Raw genomic sequence first — 16273 nt, forward strand, 5'->3', positions numbered from 1 at the left:
GGAGACAACTGATGAAAACCGCATTCGTAACCGGCGCCTCCTCGGGCTTTGGCCTCGCCATCTGCCGTACCCTGATCGGCAAGGGCTACCGCGTGATCGGTGGCGCACGGCGCTTGGACAAGCTGCAAGCGCTGGCAGCCGAACTGGGTGTGAACTTCATTCCGCTGGCGCTGGATGTGACTGATCCGGAGTCGCTCGAGGCGGCGGTCGGGCAGATTCGTGACGCCTCGCTGCAGATCGATCTGCTGGTCAACAACGCCGGGCTGGCACTGGGTGTAGACCGTGCGCAGGTCAGCAGTGCCGAGAACTGGCAGCGGATGATCGACACCAACATCACCGGGTTGGCCATGGTCACCCACAAGATCCTGCCGCAGATGGTGGAGGCCGACAGTGGCATGATCATCAACATCGGCTCCATCGCCGGCACCTACCCGTATCCAGGCGGTAACGTGTATGGCGCCAGCAAGGCCTTCGTCCGCCAGTTCAGCCTGAACCTGCGCGCCGACCTGGCAGGTACCCGCGTGCGGGTGAGCAATATCGAGCCGGGGCTGTGTTCGGGGACCGATTTCTCGGTGGTGCGCCTGAACGGCGACCTGGATGCCGTGCAGGCGTTGTATCGGGATGTCGAGGCCATACTGCCCGAGGACATTGCGGCCACCGTGGCCTGGATTGCCGAGCAACCAGCGCATGTGAACATCAATACCATCGAGATCATGCCGGTGGCCCAGAGCAGCGCGGCGCTGAACGTGGTGCGCAACCTGCCGCGCTGCTGATCGCATGCGCCAGAGCCTTCTGCTGACCCATGTCATCGCACCTTCTCGATTCTTGACTAGTCTTACCCATTGGCGGCCATCAAAAAGCCGCCACCGTGACTACCAAGAGGCGCCGGCCATGTTCCGTGCGTCCACCACCTGATCAGGAGTGCACGATGGACCTGAACCGTCGGCAGTTCTTCAAGGTCGCCGCCGTCGGCCTTGGAGGCTCGAGCCTTGCGGCGTTGGGCATGGCCCCGACACCGGCATTCGCCGAGCAGGTGCGCCACTTCAAGTTGGCGCATACCAAAGAAGCCCGTAACACCTGCCCCTACTGCTCGGTCGGCTGCGGCTTGATCTTGTATAGCCAGGGCGATGCGGGCAAAAACGTCAAACAGAACATCATCCATATCGAAGGTGACGCCGACCACCCGGTCAACCGCGGCACCCTCTGCCCGAAAGGCGCCGGCCTGCTGGACTTTATCCACAGCCCGAGCCGCCTGCAGTACCCCGAGGTACGCAAGCCGGGCAGCAAAGAGTGGGTGCGGGTCAGTTGGGACGAGGCGCTCGACCGCGTCGCCGACCTGATGAAGCAAGACCGCGACGCCAATTTCATCGAAAAGAACGCCCAAGGGCAAACGGTCAACCGTTGGCTCACTACCGGTTTTCTCGCTGCATCCGCCGCCTCCAGCGAGGCTGGCTACCTGACCCACAAGGTCGTCCGCGCAACAGGCATGCTGGGGTTCGATAACCAAGCGCGTGTCTGACATGGCCCGACGGTGGCAAGTCTTGCCCCGACGTACGGCCGTGGCGCCATGACCAACCATTGGTCCGATATCGCCAACGCGAATCTGGTCCTGGTGATGGGTGGCAACGCAGCAGAAGCGCACCCGTGCGGCTTCAAGTGGGTGACCGAGGCCAAGGCGCACAACAAGGCGCGGCTGATCGTGGTCGACCCGCGGTTTACCCGTACCGCTTCGGTGGCGGACTACTACGCACCGATCCGTACCGGTACCGACATCGCCTTTATGGGCGGGCTGATCAATTACTTGTTGAGCACCGACAAGATCCAGCACGAATACGTGCGCAACTACACCGACGTGTCGTTCATCGTCAAAGAAACCTATGGCTTCGAGGACGGCCTGTTCAGCGGCTACGACGAGGCCAAGCGCGTGTATGCCGACAAGTCCGGCTGGGGTTACGAGCTGGGTGAGGACGGCTTTGCCAAGGTCGACCCGACCCTGCAACACCCGCGCTGCGTGTTCCAGCTGATGAAGCAGCACTACAGCCGCTATACCCCGGAACTGGCGAGCATGACCTGTGGCATGCCGCAGGACGCCATGCTGAAGATCTGGGAAGAGATCGCCACCTGCTCGGCACCGGGCAAGACCATGACGATCCTTTACGCGCTGGGTTGGACGCAGCACTCGATTGGCGCGCAGATCATCCGCAGTGCGGCCATGGTCCAGCTGCTGCTGGGTAACGTCGGCATGCCAGGTGGCGGGGTCAATGCCCTGCGCGGGCATTCCAACATCCAGGGCCTGACCGACCTTGGCCTGCTGTCGAACTCTTTGCCGGGTTACCTGACCCTGGCCGGCGACGCCGAGCAGGACTACGCCGCCTACATCGACAAGCGCGCCTCCAAGCCGCTGCGCCCGGGGCAACTGTCGTACTGGCAGAATTACGGCAAGTTCCACGTCAGCCTGATGAAGGCCTGGTATGGCGCCAACGCCACGGCAGAAAACAACTGGGGCTACAACTGGCTGCCCAAGCTCGACGTACCGGCCTACGATGTGCTGCGCATGTTCGAGATGATGGGCCAGGGCAAGGTCAATGGCTACATGTGCCAAGGCTTCAACCCGATCGCCGCGCTGCCGGACAAGAACCGCGTCACCGCAGCCCTGGGCAAGCTCAAGTGGCTGGTGATCATGGACCCGCTGGCCACCGAAACCTCGGAGTTCTGGCGCAACGCCGGGCCGTTCAACGACGTCGACACGGGCAGTATCCAGACTGAAGTGATCCGCCTGCCCACCACCTGCTTCGCCGAGGAAGACGGCTCGCTGGTCAACAGCAGCCGCTGGTTGCAATGGCACTGGAAAGGCGCCGACGGTCCGGGCGAAACCCGCACCGATGTACACATCATGAGCGAGTTGTTCCTGCGCCTGCGCCAACGCTACCAGGCCGAGGGCGGCGCCTACCCTGACGCGATGATGAACATCAGTTGGCCCTACAAGGTCCCTGAAGAACCATCGCCGGAGGAACTGGCCAAGGAAATGAATGGCTGGGCGGTGGCTGACGTCACCGACCCGACTGGCGCTGTGATCAAGGCCGGTCAGCAACTGGCAGGCTTTGGCCAGCTCAAGGATGACGGCAGCACCGCGTCCGGCTGCTGGATCTTCGCTGGCAGCTGGACCGAACAAGGCAACCAGATGGCCCGTCGCGACAACAGTGACCCGTACGGCATGCACCAGGTGCAAAACTGGGCCTGGGCCTGGCCGGCCAACCGCCGCATCCTCTACAACCGTGCCTCCAGCGACCCGCAAGGCAAGCCGTGGGACCCAGAGAAGAAGCGCCTGGTGTGGTGGAATGGCAAAGCCTGGACCGGCACCGATGTGCCCGACTTCAAGGTCGACTCGCCGCCGGAAGCGGGGATGAACCCGTTCATCATGAACCCCGAAGGCGTGGCGCGGTTCTTCGCCATCGACAAGATGGCCGAAGGGCCGTTCCCCGAGCACTACGAGCCGTTCGAGACGCCGATTGGCATCAACCCGCTGCACCCGCAGAACAAGAAGGCCACCAGCAACCCAGCTGGTCGGATCTTCGATTCGGTGTGGGACACCCTCGGCACGCACGACGAGTTCCCGTATGCGGCGACCACCTACCGGCTGACCGAGCACTTCCACTTCTGGAGCAAGCATTGCCGGCTCAACGCCATTGCCCAGCCCGAGCAGTTCGTCGAAATCGGTGAGGTGCTGGCCAACGAGAAGGGCATCAAGGCCGGCGACCGGGTGCGGGTGTCGAGCAAGCGCGGGCATATCGAAGCGGTGGCGGTAGTGACCAAGCGGATTCGCCCGCTGCAGGTCAACAACCAAACCGTCCACCAGATCGGCATCCCGCTGCACTGGGGCTTCACCGGGGCGACGCGGCATGGCTACCTAACCAACACCCTGGTGCCATTCCTCGGTGACGGCAACACCCAGACGCCAGAGTCCAAGTCGTTCCTCGTCAAAGTGGAGAAACTCTGATGGCCAGCCAAGATATCATCGCCCGCTCGGCCACCACGACCGTTCCGCCCTCGGTGCGCCAACAGCAGGAAGTCGCCAAGCTGATCGACACCACCAAGTGCATCGGCTGCAAGGCCTGCCAGGTGGCATGTTCGGAGTGGAACGAACTGCGTGACGAGGTTGGCCACAACCACGGCACCTACGACAACCCCCAGGACCTCACCGCCGAGACCTGGACCTTGATGCGTTTCACCGAGCATGAGCGCGACGACGGCAACCTGGAGTGGCTGATCCGCAAGGACGGCTGCATGCACTGCGCCGACCCGGGTTGCTTGAAGGCCTGCCCAAGCCCTGGGGCAATCATCAAGCACGCCAACGGCATCGTCGACTTCAACCAGGACCACTGCATTGGCTGCGGTTACTGCATCACCGGCTGCCCGTTCAACATCCCGCGCATCTCGCAAAAGGACCACAAAGCGTACAAGTGCACGCTGTGTTCCGACCGGGTCAGCGTGGGCCTGGAGCCGGCCTGCGTGAAAACCTGCCCCACCGGGGCGATTGTGTTCGGCAGCAAGGACGAGATGAAGGTGCATGCTGCCGAGCGCATCGTCGACTTGAAGTCGCGGGGCTACGACCAGGCCGGGTTGTACGACCCGGACGGTGTCGGTGGCACTCACGTGATGTACGTGCTGCACCATGCCGACACGCCGAAGCTGTATGCCGGCCTGCCGGACCAGCCGGTAATCAGCCCACTGGTAGGGCTGTGGAAGGGCTTGACCAAGCCGCTGGCGCTGCTGGCCATGGGCGCGGCGGTGCTGGCCGGGTTCTTCCACTATGTGCGGGTCGGGCCACAGCGGGTGGAGGAGGACGAACACCCGACACCGGTGGACGAAAGCGTGCATCAGGTGGACCCGTCGGTGCATGTCTATGACCCGACCAAGCCCGGTGGGCAAGGGGAGCAGCGACCATGAACGACAACAAACCCATCCTGCGCTACAACGCCAACGAGCGCAGCAACCACTGGCTCGTTGCGATCCTGTTCGTCCTTGCCGGGCTGTCGGGGCTGGCGTTGTTCCATCCGGCGCTGTTCTGGTTGACTCACTTATTCGGCGGTGGGCCGTGGACACGCATCTTGCACCCGTTCATCGGGGTGGCGATGTTCGTGTTCTTCCTCGGCTTGGTCCTGCGCTTCTGGCGCGCCAACTTCATCACGGCTAACGACCGCCTATGGTTACGCCGTATCGATCGGGTGATGCTCAACAAGGAAGAGGGTGTGCCACCGATCGGCAAGTACAACGCTGGGCAGAAGTTACTGTTCTGGACCCTGCTGGTGTGCATGCTGGTGCTGCTGGTCAGTGGCGTGGTGATCTGGCGCGCGTACTTCAGCCATTGGTTCGGCATCGAGGCTATTCGCCTGTCGGCGCTGCTGCATGCGCTGGCGGCGTTCGTGCTGATCCTCAGCATCATCGTGCACATCTACGCCGGCATCTGGATCAAGGGCTCGATTGGCGCCATGCTGCATGGCTGGGTCAGCCGCGCTTGGGCACGCAAGCACCATGCGTTGTGGTACCGCGAAGTGACCGGCGACAAGACGCCGGGCGATCCCGGCCGAAAAGAAGGATGAGCGCTTGAGCACGATACTCGAACCCGGGCAGATCGAAGCGTCGGCGGTGACGCCGCCGTTTCTGCACCTGCCCCCCGCCAACTTGTTTGAACTGCGCGCCGCGCGCCTGGAGCAGTTGGCTGAGGGCAATGCCCTTGGCGATTACCTGAAGCTGGTGGCGCGGTTGTGCCGGATCCAGCAGCAGCTTGTGGATAACCCTCCCGGCGGCATGCCGGTGGCCGAGGAGCGCCAGCGCCTGTGCATAAGTCATGGGTTACCGCCGCTGGCTGCTGACAGCCTGGTGCGTGAAGGGCCGTGGCTGGTCTGGCTGCAGGCCTTGCTCGAACTTTTCGACGCTGAAACCAGCGGCCCGTTGGCTGAGGCGCTGCAAACCCTGCGTGTTAGTGACGACAACCAGCGCAAGGGCTGGGGCATTGCCTTGCTCGCAGGCCAGTACAACGCCGTACCCGCGGCGCTGGTGCCGTTCCTGGGGGCTGCGTTGCAGGCGGCGTGGTCCAGCTGGTTGCTGGCGCTGCCCGCGCCCGAACTCAGGCCAGCCGGCAGCTTGGCCCAGTGCCCGGCCTGTGGCTCACCGGCGATGGCTGGGGTGGTACGCAACCGTGGCAAGCACAATGGCCTGCGCTACCTGGCGTGTTCGCTGTGTGCTTGTGAGTGGCATGTGGTGCGGGTCAAGTGTGTGTACTGCGAGTCGAGCAAAGACCTGCGCTACACCAGCCTCGATGACGATCGCCATGCGCCGGGCAAGGCGCCACTGCGCGCCGAGTGTTGCCCGGGCTGCGAGAGCTACCTGAAGCAGAACTACCTGGAAAACGATGCGGCGGCCGAGCCGCTGGCCGACGACCTGGCCAGCCTGGCGCTGGATATCCGCCTGGACGAGGAGGGCTTCCATCGCCTGGCACCCAACCTGATGCTTGCACCTGGATAGTGGGGGAGTGTCTACACTGTAATACCGAGTCGCCTTCTTCGCGGGTAAACCCGCTCCCACAAGGTCCTTCACAGGCTTCGTGTGGGAGCGGGTTTACCCGCGAAAGGGCCAGTACAGACAACGGATCAGTCCAAGGTAGTACCGCATGTCCTCCAGCCTAGCCAGCGACACCCCACGCCTGCCCTCCATCGACACCCTCCTGCGCCACCCGGCCTGCCTCCCGCTGATCGACCGCCACGGCCGCGATGCGGTCCTCGCCACCCTGCGGCAACTGCTCGACGACCTGCGCGACCCCGCCCGCAACGGCCAGCTCAGCGCCGCCGAACTGGCCGCCGAAATCCTGCTGGGTCGCAGCGGCGAACGCCTGGCCGTCCAGCAACGCAGCCAGGTTCGGCGCGTGTTCAACCTCACCGGCACCGTACTGCACACCAACCTCGGCCGCGCCCTGTTACCCGAAGAAGCCATCGAGGCCATGCAGACCGCCGCCCGCTACCCGCTCAACCTGGAATTCGACCTGGCCACCGGCAAACGCGGCGACCGCGACGACCTGATCGAAGGCTTGATCCGCGAGCTGACCGGCGCCGAAGCCGTGACCGTGGTCAACAACAACGCCGCGGCCGTGCTGCTCGCGCTCAACAGCCTGGGGGCGCGCAAGGAGGGCATCATCTCCCGTGGCGAGCTGATCGAGATCGGCGGCGCCTTCCGTATCCCCGACATCATGGCCCGCGCCGGCGTCAAGCTGCACGAAGTTGGCACCACCAACCGCACTCACGCCCGCGACTACCAGGCTGCTATTGGCCCACGCACCGGCCTGCTGATGCGCGTGCATTGCAGCAACTACAGCATCCAGGGTTTCACCACCCAGGTGCCCACCGCCGAGCTGGCGCGCATCGCCCACCAAAATGAATTGCCGCTGCTCGAAGACCTTGGCAGTGGCAGCCTGCTCGACCTCACCCGCTGGGGCCTGCCCGCTGAACCGACCGTGCGCCAGGCTCTGGCTGACGGCGCCGATATCGTCACCTTCAGCGGCGACAAACTGTTGGGTGGGCCACAAGCCGGGATCATCGTCGGTCGTAAAGCGCTGATCGCCAAGATCAAGAAGAACCCACTCAAGCGTGCGCTGCGCGTCGACAAAATCACCCTCGCTGCACTCGAAGCGGTGCTGGCGCTGTACCGCAACCCCGACCGCTTGGCCGAGCGCCTGCCCAGCCTGCGCCTGTTAACCCGCAGCCAGGCCGAGATCCAGGCCCAGGCCGAGCGCCTGGCCCCGCAGCTCGCGGCCCGGCTCGGCGAGCAATGGGCGGTCAGCGTGGAATCGGCACTGGGCATGATTGGCAGTGGCAGCCAGCCGGTGGCGCGCCTGCCGAGCGCGGCGTTGTGCCTGCGCCCGCAGGTGTCGAAGAAGTTGCGCGGGCGTAGCCTGCATGTGCTGGAGCGGGCCTTGCGTGGCCTGCCGGTACCGGTGCTGGGCCGTATCGACGACGACGCGCTGTGGCTGGACTTGCGCCAACTGGATGACGAAACCCAGTGGCTGGCGCAGTTGCCTGGCCTGCAACTGGGGCCGGTGCAGTGATCGTTGGTACCGCCGGCCACATCGACCACGGCAAGACCGCACTGCTCCAGGCACTGACTGGCCAGGCCGGTGATCAGCGCCAGGAGGAACGTGCCCGTGGCATGACCATCGACCTAGGCTACCGCTATGCAGCGCTGGCCGAAGGCGCGCCACTGACCGGCTTCATCGATGTGCCCGGCCATGAGCGTTTTATTCACAACATGCTGGCCGGTGCTCACGGCATCGACTTGGTGCTGCTGGTGGTGGCCGCCGACGACGGGGTGATGCCACAAACCCGCGAACACCTGGCGATCATCGAACTGCTGGGTATTCCCCAAGCCTTTGTTGCAATCAGCAAATGCGACCGGGTAGCGCCCGCTCGCTTGGCCGAAGTGCAGGCGCAGCTCAGCGAATTGCTGGCGCCAGGCCCGTATGCCGGTGCGCGGCAGTTTCCGTTGTCGAGTGTGACTGGCGAGGGTGTCGATGCCCTGCGCCAGGCCTTGCTGGCGGCGCAGCAGCGCGTGCGCCAGCGCAGTGTGCGTGGTGGTTTCCGCCTGGCCGTCGACCGTGCTTTTGCCGTTACCGGTGCGGGTTTGGTGGTCACGGGCACGGCGCTGGCCGGGCGGGTCAGTGCCGGCGATACCTTGTTGCTGGGCAAGGCGGGCAAACCGGTGCGGGTGCGTGGCATGCATGCGCAGAACCAGGCCGCGCTGGTGGCCGAGGCGGGCCAGCGGGTGGCGCTGAACATCGCTGCCGAGCGCTTGGCGCTGGAGCAGGTGCACCGCGGTGACTGGCTGGTGCCCGAGTGGTTGCATGCGCCCAGCGTGCGGGTGGATATCGAGCTGAACCTGTTGCCGGGCGAAACCCGCACGTTCGAGCATTTCAGCGCCGTGCATGTGCACCTCGGCACCCAGGATGTAACGGCCAGGGTAGCTTTGCTCGAAGGTGAAACCCTGACGGCGGGCCAGCGCATGTTCGCCCAGTTGCTGCTCAATGCACCGCTGCAAGCTGTGCATGGCGACCGCCTGGTGCTGCGCGACCAGCGTGCCCAGCGCACCTTGGGCGGTGGCAAGGTACTCGATCCGTTTGCGCCAAGCCGTCAGCGTCGCAGCGACGGGCGCCTACGTCAGTTGCAGGTGCTGCGGGATGCCGAAGACCTGGAGCAGGCCCTGCCGGCACTGCTCGCCAGCGCCCCGGGTGGTGTCGACCCACAGCGCCTCGAGCGCCAGTTCAACCGCCTGCGGGAAACCTGGCAGTTGCCGGAAGATGTGCAGGTAGTGGCCACCCGTCAGGGCCAGTTGCTGTTTGCCAATGCCCAGTGGCAGGCGCTCAAACGCCAGATGCTGGAGCAGTTGGCGCGGTTCCACGAACAGGAGCCCGACCAGCTTGGCCCGGATCGTGACCGCCTGCGCCGCTTTGCTGCCTTGCCGCTGGAGCGGCCAGCATTTGTCAGCCTGTTGGATGAGCTGCTCGATGAGGGCGCCATTGCCAGCAGCGGCCCGTGGCTGCACCTGCCTGACCACAAGGTACAGTTGAGCGAAGCCGACAGTGCGCTATGGGCGCGTCTGCAGCCAAAGTTGCTGGCGGGGCAATACGATCCGCCTTGGGTCAGGACGCTGGCGAATGAGGAAAACTGTGCCGAAGCCGATGTGCGCCTGTTGCTGCGCAAGCTGGCCCGGCTGGGCTTGGTGCACCAGGTTGTGCGTGACCTGTTCTACCCTGAGGTGACGCTACAACGCATGGCAGAGCTGCTGCTAGGGCAGGCCAGCGAAACGCCGATAGTGCAGGTTGCCGCGTTTCGCGATATGTTGGGCATCGGCCGCAAGCGCACGGTGCAGGTTCTGGAATACTTCGACCGCATCGGCCTGACCCGCAGGGTGGCCGATCAGCGTCACATTCGCGCCGACAGCGCCCTGGCCCAGCAACAAGCCAGGCACTGAATTCAAGGAAGGTAATCGCGCCCGGTGGCGCGGCCGGGCTTCAAACCCGGTTGGGGACGGCAGCCGTTCCCGGGCAGGTTCGACTCCCGCTGCCTTCCGCCATTTTCTTTTCCTGTCAGGGCCTAGGCCCGCTCCCCACACAGGTCCAGCGCAAACCACCGCTCTGCTGTGTCGACATCCAACCCAGCCCCCAGCAGCGCAACCATCTTGGCCAGCGCCGCCTCGCGGGTCATACCGCCACCACTGACCAGCCCGGCCCCGCGCAAGCGGTTACCCGCCGCATAGGTGTCGAACACCACCGACCCTTCAGGGCACTGGCTGATAGCCGCCAGCATCACGCCGCGTTGCCGCGCCGCGCTCAGCACATCCAGCAAGGCCTGGTCATCCGATGGCCCGGTACCGCTGCCGTAGCACTCCAGCAGCAGCCCTTGCACGCCGCTGCCCAGCAGCGCCTGCAAATGGCTGGCCTGCAGGCCAGGGAACACCGGTACTACTGCCAGGTTGACCGGCTGGCGCCGGTGCTTGTAGCCCAGCTCAGCGGGAATTGCCCCGGCGTGCTCGCTGTCACGATGACGCGGCAGTGCGGCAAAGGCATCGAACGCCTCGCTGCGTAGCTTCGATGCACGGCAGCCATGCAACAACCGGCCATGGAAGTACAACTGCACGCCATCTTCCAAGCCGTTTTCGAACTGGCGCAGCGCACCGCACAGGTTGCCCCAGGCATCGCTGTCTGCAGCGCCTGCCGGCAGCATCGAGCCGGTCAGCAGCACCGGTACCGGCAGGCCCAGCAGCAGGAACGACAATGCCGCAGCGCTGTAGGCCATGCTGTCGGTGCCGTGCAGCACCAGCACGCCATCATGGCCTGCCACCTCTACCGCTTCGACGATGGCATCGCGCATCGCCAGCCAGTTGTGCTGTTGCATGTTGGCGCTGTCGAGCAGCGGGTTCAGCTCCTGCAAGGTCCATTGCACTTGGGGCGCATCGGCCAGTTGCGCAAAGTGTTCACGCATCCGCGCTTCAAAACCACCCGCTGGCGCCAGGCCTTCCGGGGTTTCAAGCATGCCGATGGTGCCACCGGTATAGAGCACGAGAAGATTCTTTACTGCACGCATGGAAAGCATCCGTAGCGGTGAGCGGAGAAAGAAAAGCCGCCCGCGGACGGGGCGGCTTGGGCAGGAGAGGATATCAGCGCTGCGGCTGAGCTTGGCCTACTGCTTTGTCAGTGGCTGTTTCCACCTGTGGATTGGCCGGCCAGGCATTGCGGTCCAGGTCCAGGTCGGCGAACTTGCTCGAATCGAACACTGGCTGGTCGATACCAGCCTTGCGCTGGTCATCGTAGTCGCGCATCACCCGCAGGCCTACCTTGAACAGCAGGGCCAAGGCCACCAGGTTGACGAAGGCCAGGCAGGTCATGGTGATGTCGGCAAAGGCGAACACGGTCGACAAGTCCTGCATCGAACCCCACACCACCAATGCCAGTACCAGGCCACGGAACAGCATCAGCACCGCGCGGTTGCGGCTGAGGAACTGCAGGCTGTTCTCGCCCAGGTAGTAGTTGTAGAGGATGCAGGTAAACACGAACAGCGACAGCGCCACGCTGACGAACACGCGGCCCCAGTCACCGACCACGGCGGCCAGCGAGTTCTGGGTCAGGACAATGCCGTCACCTTCGAAGCCTGGGGTGTAGAAGCCGGACAGCAGAATCAGCAGTGCGGTACAGGTGCAGATCACGAAGGTGTCGAGGAACACGCTGAAGGCCTGCACCACGCCCTGGGCGCCTGGGTGCTTCACGGCGGCCACGGCGGCGACGTTCGGCGCACTGCCAAGGCCCGCCTCGTTGGCGAACACGCCACGCTTCACGCCCATGACGATGGCGCTGCCGAGCAGGCCGCCGAACGCTGGGTCAAGGCCGAAGGCGCTTTTGAAGATGGTTTCGAGCATGGCTGGCACGTGTTCGATCTGAGTGCCGATCACGTACAGGGTCACGCCGATGTACGCCAGGGTCTTGATCGGTACCAGCAGGTCAGACACCGCAGCGATACGCTTGATGCCGCCGATGAAGGTAACGGCCAGCAGCACGGCCAGGACGATACCGGTGTGGCGCGGGTCGAAGGCAAAGGCGTTTTGCAGCGAGTGGGTCACGGTGTACGACTGCAGGCCGATGAAGGCGAAGCCGTAGGTAACCAGCAGCAGGACCGAGAACACGATGGCCATGCTTTTCAGCTTCAGGCCATGCTGGATGTAGTAGGCCGGGCCACCACGGTACAGGCCGTCGCCGTCGGCGCGCTTGTACACCTGGGCCAGCGTACATTCAAAGAAGCTGCTGGACATGCCGACCAGTGCAGTGACCCACATCCAGAACACGGCACCCGGGCCACCCAGGGTTACGGCAATGCCAACCCCGGCGATGTTGCCAGCGCCGACGCGGCCGGCCAGGCTCAGCATCAGGGCCTGGAAGGAGCTCAGCTGGCCTGCCTGGCCACGCAGCGATTCCTTGAACACCGTGAACATGTGGATGAAGTGGCGGAACTGGACGAACCGGGAGCGGATGGTGAAGTAGCTACCCAGCCCCACGATCAGCACGATGAGGAGTTTCCCCGAAAGGAAATCGTTGAGTACTTCGAGCATTGGAAAATGACCTCGATTCTTATTCTTCGTGTGGAAAGACCAGCGGACGGCAGGCGCACCGCTATTCGTTGGGGCGCATGGTTGGCTATGACAAGAGTGGTTACAATTTCGCGGGTTGCTCTCACTTGATGCGACTTGATGCTACACTGGCATCATTCGCGTCACCTGGATTCCGCACATGAGCGAGCATTTCGCTAACAACCTCAAACTGGCTTGCAGCCACTACCGCTCTATTTCCGAAGTTTGCCGGCAGCTGTCGATCAACCGCGCACAGTTCAACAAGTACCTCAGCGGGCAAAGCCGCCCGACGGCGTTCAACCTCAAGCGCATTGGCGATTTCTTTGGCGTCGAGGATTACGAGCTGAATCTGCCGGTCGAGCAGTTCGCCCGCCTGATCGGCGCGCGCGTGTCGACGCTGGCCGAGCAGCCCAGCGACCCGATCAGCGAACTGTTCCGCCCGCTGCACGACCATGCCGGCAACCTATCGCGCTATTGCGGCTACTACTTCGAGTATTCCAACTGCATGTCGGTGCCGGGCACGATCCTGGTGTCGCTGGTGCACCTGTGGGAAGAGCGGGGTCGCTTCCTGTTCGAGCGTCAGGAACGCCAGGAGCGCTCGAGCGCCACCGACCAGCATGCCGAGGTGCGCTGCCGCTACCTGGGCGCGGCGTTCCAGTTGCAGGACCGGATGTTCCTGGTCGACTACGAATCGCTGACTTTCAACGAAATGAGCCAGACCATCCTCATTCCCAGCTTCAAAAGCCGCATCACCCGCCTGAACGGCCTGAAGGCTGGCGTATCCAGCGGTGACCGGCGCAACCCGGCCTGCACCCGCGTGGTGTGGGAGTACCTGGGTGAGGAGATCAATCGCATCAATGCCTACCGGCAGGTGAAACTGTACCGGCCGGATGATCCACGGATAGATGACGATGTGCGCGCGCGATTGAGTGTGGGGCCGTTGCGTAACAGTCTGTTCGAGATTGAATACATGTAGCACCTGTACCGTCCTCTTCGGAGGCAGGCCAATGCCTGTGGATAACCCTGTGGGAGCGGGCTTGCCCGCGAAGAGGACAGTACAGGCAACTCAATAGACCTGTGGTTGGACTTCCCCGCCCGGAAACCGCAAAATGACCCCTTTCCTTCATCAACCTCTCCGGATCTGCTGACTCTATGCGTATGCGCCTAATGCTGTTGGGTGGTGGCAATGCCCTCGGGCAAGCGCTGATTCGTCTTGGGGCCGAGGAGGACATCGCATTCCTGGCGCCGCGCCCGCCCGAGAACGGCTGGGCCCCGGCCAGCCTCACGCAGCTGCTCGACGATCATCGCCCCGACGCCCTGGTCAACCTGGCCTACTACTTTGATTGGTTCCAGGCCGAGGCGGTCAGTGAGCAACGCCTGGCCCAGCAGGAGCGGGCGGTGGAGCGGCTGGCGGAACTGTGCCAGCACCACCAGATCACTTTGGTGCAGCCTTCTAGCTACCGAGTGTTCGATGGTTCGCGGGCCACGGCCTACAGCGAAAAGGACGAACCGGTGCCGCTGGGCCTGCGTGGCCAGGCACTGTGGCGCATTGAGCAGAGTGTGCGCGCGGCTTGCCCGCAGCACGTGTTGCTGCGCTTTGGCTGGCTACTCGACGAAAGCATCGATGGGGCCCTGGGGCGCTTCCTGACACGTGCCGAGCAACCCCAGGAGCTGCTGCTGGCCGATGACCGGCGTGGTAACCCGACACCGGTGGACGACGCCGCCCGGGTGATCCTGTCGGTGCTCAAGCAACTTGATTGCAGCGCGCCGCTGTGGGGCACCTACCATTACGCCGGCAACGAGGCGACCACGCCGCTGGCGTTGGGCCAGGCGATCCTTGCCGAGGCCGGCCAGTACCGCCAATTGGCCGTGCAGGCACCCACACCGCAGGCCCATGCCGCGCGCCCGGATGCCAGCGAAGAGCCGCAGCACGCGGTGCTGGCCTGCAAGAAAATCCTTCATACCTTCGGCATCAAGCCGCGTGCCTGGCGCGCTGGCTTGCCGCCTCTACTGGACCGGTTCTACCGCCATGGCTGACGCCCCCATCCTGATCACCGGCGGTGCCGGCTTCATTGGCTCCCACCTGTGCGATGCGTTGTTGGACAAAGGCTACGCCGTACGCATTCTCGACGACTTTTCCACTGGCCGGCGGGGCAACCTGCAAGTGGATCACCCACGGCTGGAACTGATCGAAGGCGATGTCGCCGATGCCGGGCTGGTGACGCAGGCTACGGCCGGCTGCAGTGCCGTGGTGCACCTGGCGGCGGTCGCCTCGGTGCAGGCCTCAGTCGAAGACCCGGTGCGTACCCACCAGAGCAATTTCATCGGCACCCTCAACGTGTGCGAGGCCATGCGCGTGCAGGGTGTGCGCCGAGTGTTGTTCGCCTCCAGTGCGGCGGTATATGGCAACAATGGCGAAGGCGAGTCGATTGTCGAAGACACGCCCAAGGCGCCGCTGACCCCCTATGCGGTGGACAAGCTGGCCAGTGAGCAATACCTGGACTTCTACCGCCGTCAGCATGGCCTGGAGCCGGTGGTGTTCCGCTTCTTCAATATCTTCGGGCCGCGTCAGGACCCATCTTCGCCTTACTCCGGGGTGATCAGCATTTTCTGCGAGCGCGCGGTGCAGGGCTTGCCGATCACGGTGTTCGGGGATGGCGAGCAGACCCGGGACTTCCTCTATGTCGGCGACCTGGTGCAGGTGATGGTGCAGGCACTGGAGCAGCCGCAGGTCGAGGAGGGCGCAGTGAACATCGGCCTCAACCAGGCTACGTCGCTGAACCAGTTGTTGGCGGCGCTGGAGAAGGTGGTGGGTAGCTTGCCGGCGATCAGCTATGCGCCGGCGCGTTCGGGTGACATTCGCCATTCGCGGGCGGATAACCAGCGCCTGCTGGCGCGGTTCGAGTTTGCACAGGCGACGCCGATGGTCGAGGGTTTGGCGCGGCTTCTGGGTAAAAGCTGATACCCATGGGGCGCTCTGCGCCCCAATCGCCGGCACCTGCTATGGCAACTTCAACGCGGTCCCTGCGGGAGCTGGCTTGCCGGCGATGGGCTGCAACGCAGCCCCCAAATCACCCATGCCGCACAACTCTGCGCAGGCAATCCTCGGCCGTCAGTACTCGCCCATCCACGGCCCGCACCTGCAGCGTCTCAAGCGCCTGCCCGCTAGCACCCTCCACCAATTCTGAACGCGCCTCACCCGGCTCGAACAGAAACCGCTCCCCCCATTGCCTCAAGCCCACCACCACCGGAAACACCGACCGCCCTTTAGCGGTCAGCACATATTCCTTGTAGGCACTGCCATCCGATGCCGGCTGTAGCGCCAACAGCCCACTCTCCACCAGCAACTTCAACCGTGCAGCGAGAATGTTCTTCGCAAGGCCCAGGTTCTTCTGGAATTCGCTGAAGCGGCGCAGGCCATCAAAGGCATCGCGCAGGATCATCAGTGCCCAACGGTCGCCCAGCACCTCCAATGCCCGGGCAACCGGGCATTGCGCGTTGTTTTCGTCGAGCATCGGGGGGGGCACCTGTGTGGTTTATCTGGTTGCACATTAAAACCACATTTGCTAAATAGCCAGCATGTGGTTTCAATTAGAAACCAGTTTAGCGA

13 protein-coding genes and 1 tRNA gene are annotated in these 16273 nt (G+C 63.9%); 11 read left to right on the forward strand and 3 right to left on the reverse strand.

All coding sequences use genetic code 11. The annotated features are described in order from the left end of the window. Positions 1 to 11: 11 nt before the first annotated feature. The 8 genes from DV532_RS02570 to DV532_RS02610 all read left to right on the forward strand — a co-directional run bounded on the left by DV532_RS02570 (position 12) and on the right by DV532_RS02610 (position 10119). The gene (locus DV532_RS02570) at positions 12 to 773 is read left to right on the forward strand and encodes an SDR family NAD(P)-dependent oxidoreductase (RefSeq protein ID WP_056806926.1); all 762 of its coding nucleotides are present in this window, start codon (positions 12 to 14) and stop codon (positions 771 to 773) included. A 155-nt stretch (positions 774 to 928) separates the two neighbouring features. Continuing rightward, positions 929 to 3997 carry a formate dehydrogenase-N subunit alpha gene (gene fdnG, locus DV532_RS02580; RefSeq protein WP_156676019.1) on the forward strand — a complete coding sequence of 1023 codons (3069 nt, stop codon included), beginning with the start codon at positions 929 to 931 and terminating at the stop codon, positions 3995 to 3997. Then, entirely contained in the window at positions 3997 to 4947 is a 951-nt protein-coding gene (gene fdxH, locus DV532_RS02585) for a formate dehydrogenase subunit beta (protein WP_056806932.1), read from the forward strand. Before fdnG ends, fdxH begins: the two co-directional genes overlap by 1 nt. After that, entirely contained in the window at positions 4944 to 5600 is a 657-nt protein-coding gene (locus tag DV532_RS02590) for a formate dehydrogenase subunit gamma (RefSeq protein ID WP_056806934.1), read from the forward strand. The genes fdxH and DV532_RS02590 overlap by 4 nt, the downstream gene beginning before the upstream one ends. A 4-nt stretch (positions 5601 to 5604) precedes the next feature. Further along, positions 5605 to 6525 (forward strand): formate dehydrogenase accessory protein FdhE, encoded by a 921-nt coding sequence (fdhE, locus tag DV532_RS02595; protein WP_056806936.1) that lies wholly within the window; start codon positions 5605 to 5607, stop codon positions 6523 to 6525. A 145-nt stretch (positions 6526 to 6670) separates the two neighbouring features. Continuing rightward, complete coding sequence (gene selA / locus DV532_RS02600) at positions 6671 to 8098, forward strand: L-seryl-tRNA(Sec) selenium transferase (protein WP_056806939.1); 1428 nt, start codon at positions 6671 to 6673, stop codon at positions 8096 to 8098. Beyond that, complete coding sequence (gene selB, locus DV532_RS02605) at positions 8095 to 10017, forward strand: selenocysteine-specific translation elongation factor (RefSeq protein ID WP_056807208.1); 1923 nt, start codon at positions 8095 to 8097, stop codon at positions 10015 to 10017. The genes selA and selB overlap by 4 nt, the downstream gene beginning before the upstream one ends. Before the next feature lie 6 nt (positions 10018 to 10023). After that, positions 10024 to 10119: transfer RNA gene (locus DV532_RS02610), tRNA-Sec, on the forward strand. Between the two features lie 20 nt (positions 10120 to 10139). On the opposite strand, the gene DV532_RS02615 is transcribed toward DV532_RS02610, so the two are convergent. Together DV532_RS02615 and DV532_RS02620 are read right to left on the reverse strand one after the other, a co-directional pair. Continuing rightward, on the reverse strand, positions 10140 to 11129 hold the full coding sequence (locus DV532_RS02615; RefSeq protein ID WP_056806944.1) for an asparaginase: 990 nt from the start codon (positions 11127 to 11129) through the stop codon (positions 10140 to 10142). Positions 11130 to 11202: 73 nt separating this feature from the next. Further along, positions 11203 to 12645, reverse strand: a complete 1443-nt coding sequence (locus tag DV532_RS02620; protein WP_056806948.1) for a sodium:alanine symporter family protein — start codon at positions 12643 to 12645, stop codon at positions 11203 to 11205. 178 nt (positions 12646 to 12823) lie between these two features. Here DV532_RS02620 and DV532_RS02625 point away from each other — a divergent pair, with 178 nt between their 5' ends. The 3 genes from DV532_RS02625 to DV532_RS02635 all read left to right on the forward strand — a co-directional run bounded on the left by DV532_RS02625 (position 12824) and on the right by DV532_RS02635 (position 15625). Further along, positions 12824 to 13639 (forward strand): helix-turn-helix transcriptional regulator, encoded by an 816-nt coding sequence (locus DV532_RS02625; RefSeq protein WP_056806952.1) that lies wholly within the window; start codon positions 12824 to 12826, stop codon positions 13637 to 13639. A gap of 176 nt (positions 13640 to 13815) precedes the next feature. Beyond that, a complete protein-coding gene (locus DV532_RS02630; RefSeq protein ID WP_056806957.1) occupies positions 13816 to 14700 on the forward strand; it encodes a sugar nucleotide-binding protein in 885 nt (294 codons plus the stop codon). Continuing rightward, the gene (locus DV532_RS02635) at positions 14693 to 15625 is read left to right on the forward strand and encodes an NAD-dependent epimerase/dehydratase family protein (RefSeq protein WP_056806960.1); all 933 of its coding nucleotides are present in this window, start codon (positions 14693 to 14695) and stop codon (positions 15623 to 15625) included. Before DV532_RS02630 ends, DV532_RS02635 begins: the two co-directional genes overlap by 8 nt. A gap of 109 nt (positions 15626 to 15734) precedes the next feature. Here DV532_RS02635 and DV532_RS02640 read toward each other — a convergent pair whose 3' ends face one another. After that, positions 15735 to 16178: a helix-turn-helix domain-containing protein gene (locus tag DV532_RS02640; RefSeq protein WP_056806963.1), complete on the reverse strand. Its 444-nt coding sequence runs from the start codon at positions 16176 to 16178 to the stop codon at positions 15735 to 15737. Between the last annotated feature and the right edge of the window lie 95 nt (positions 16179 to 16273).

The organism is Pseudomonas sp. Leaf58 (assembly GCF_003627215.1).
Lineage (GTDB): Bacteria > Pseudomonadota > Gammaproteobacteria > Pseudomonadales > Pseudomonadaceae > Aquipseudomonas.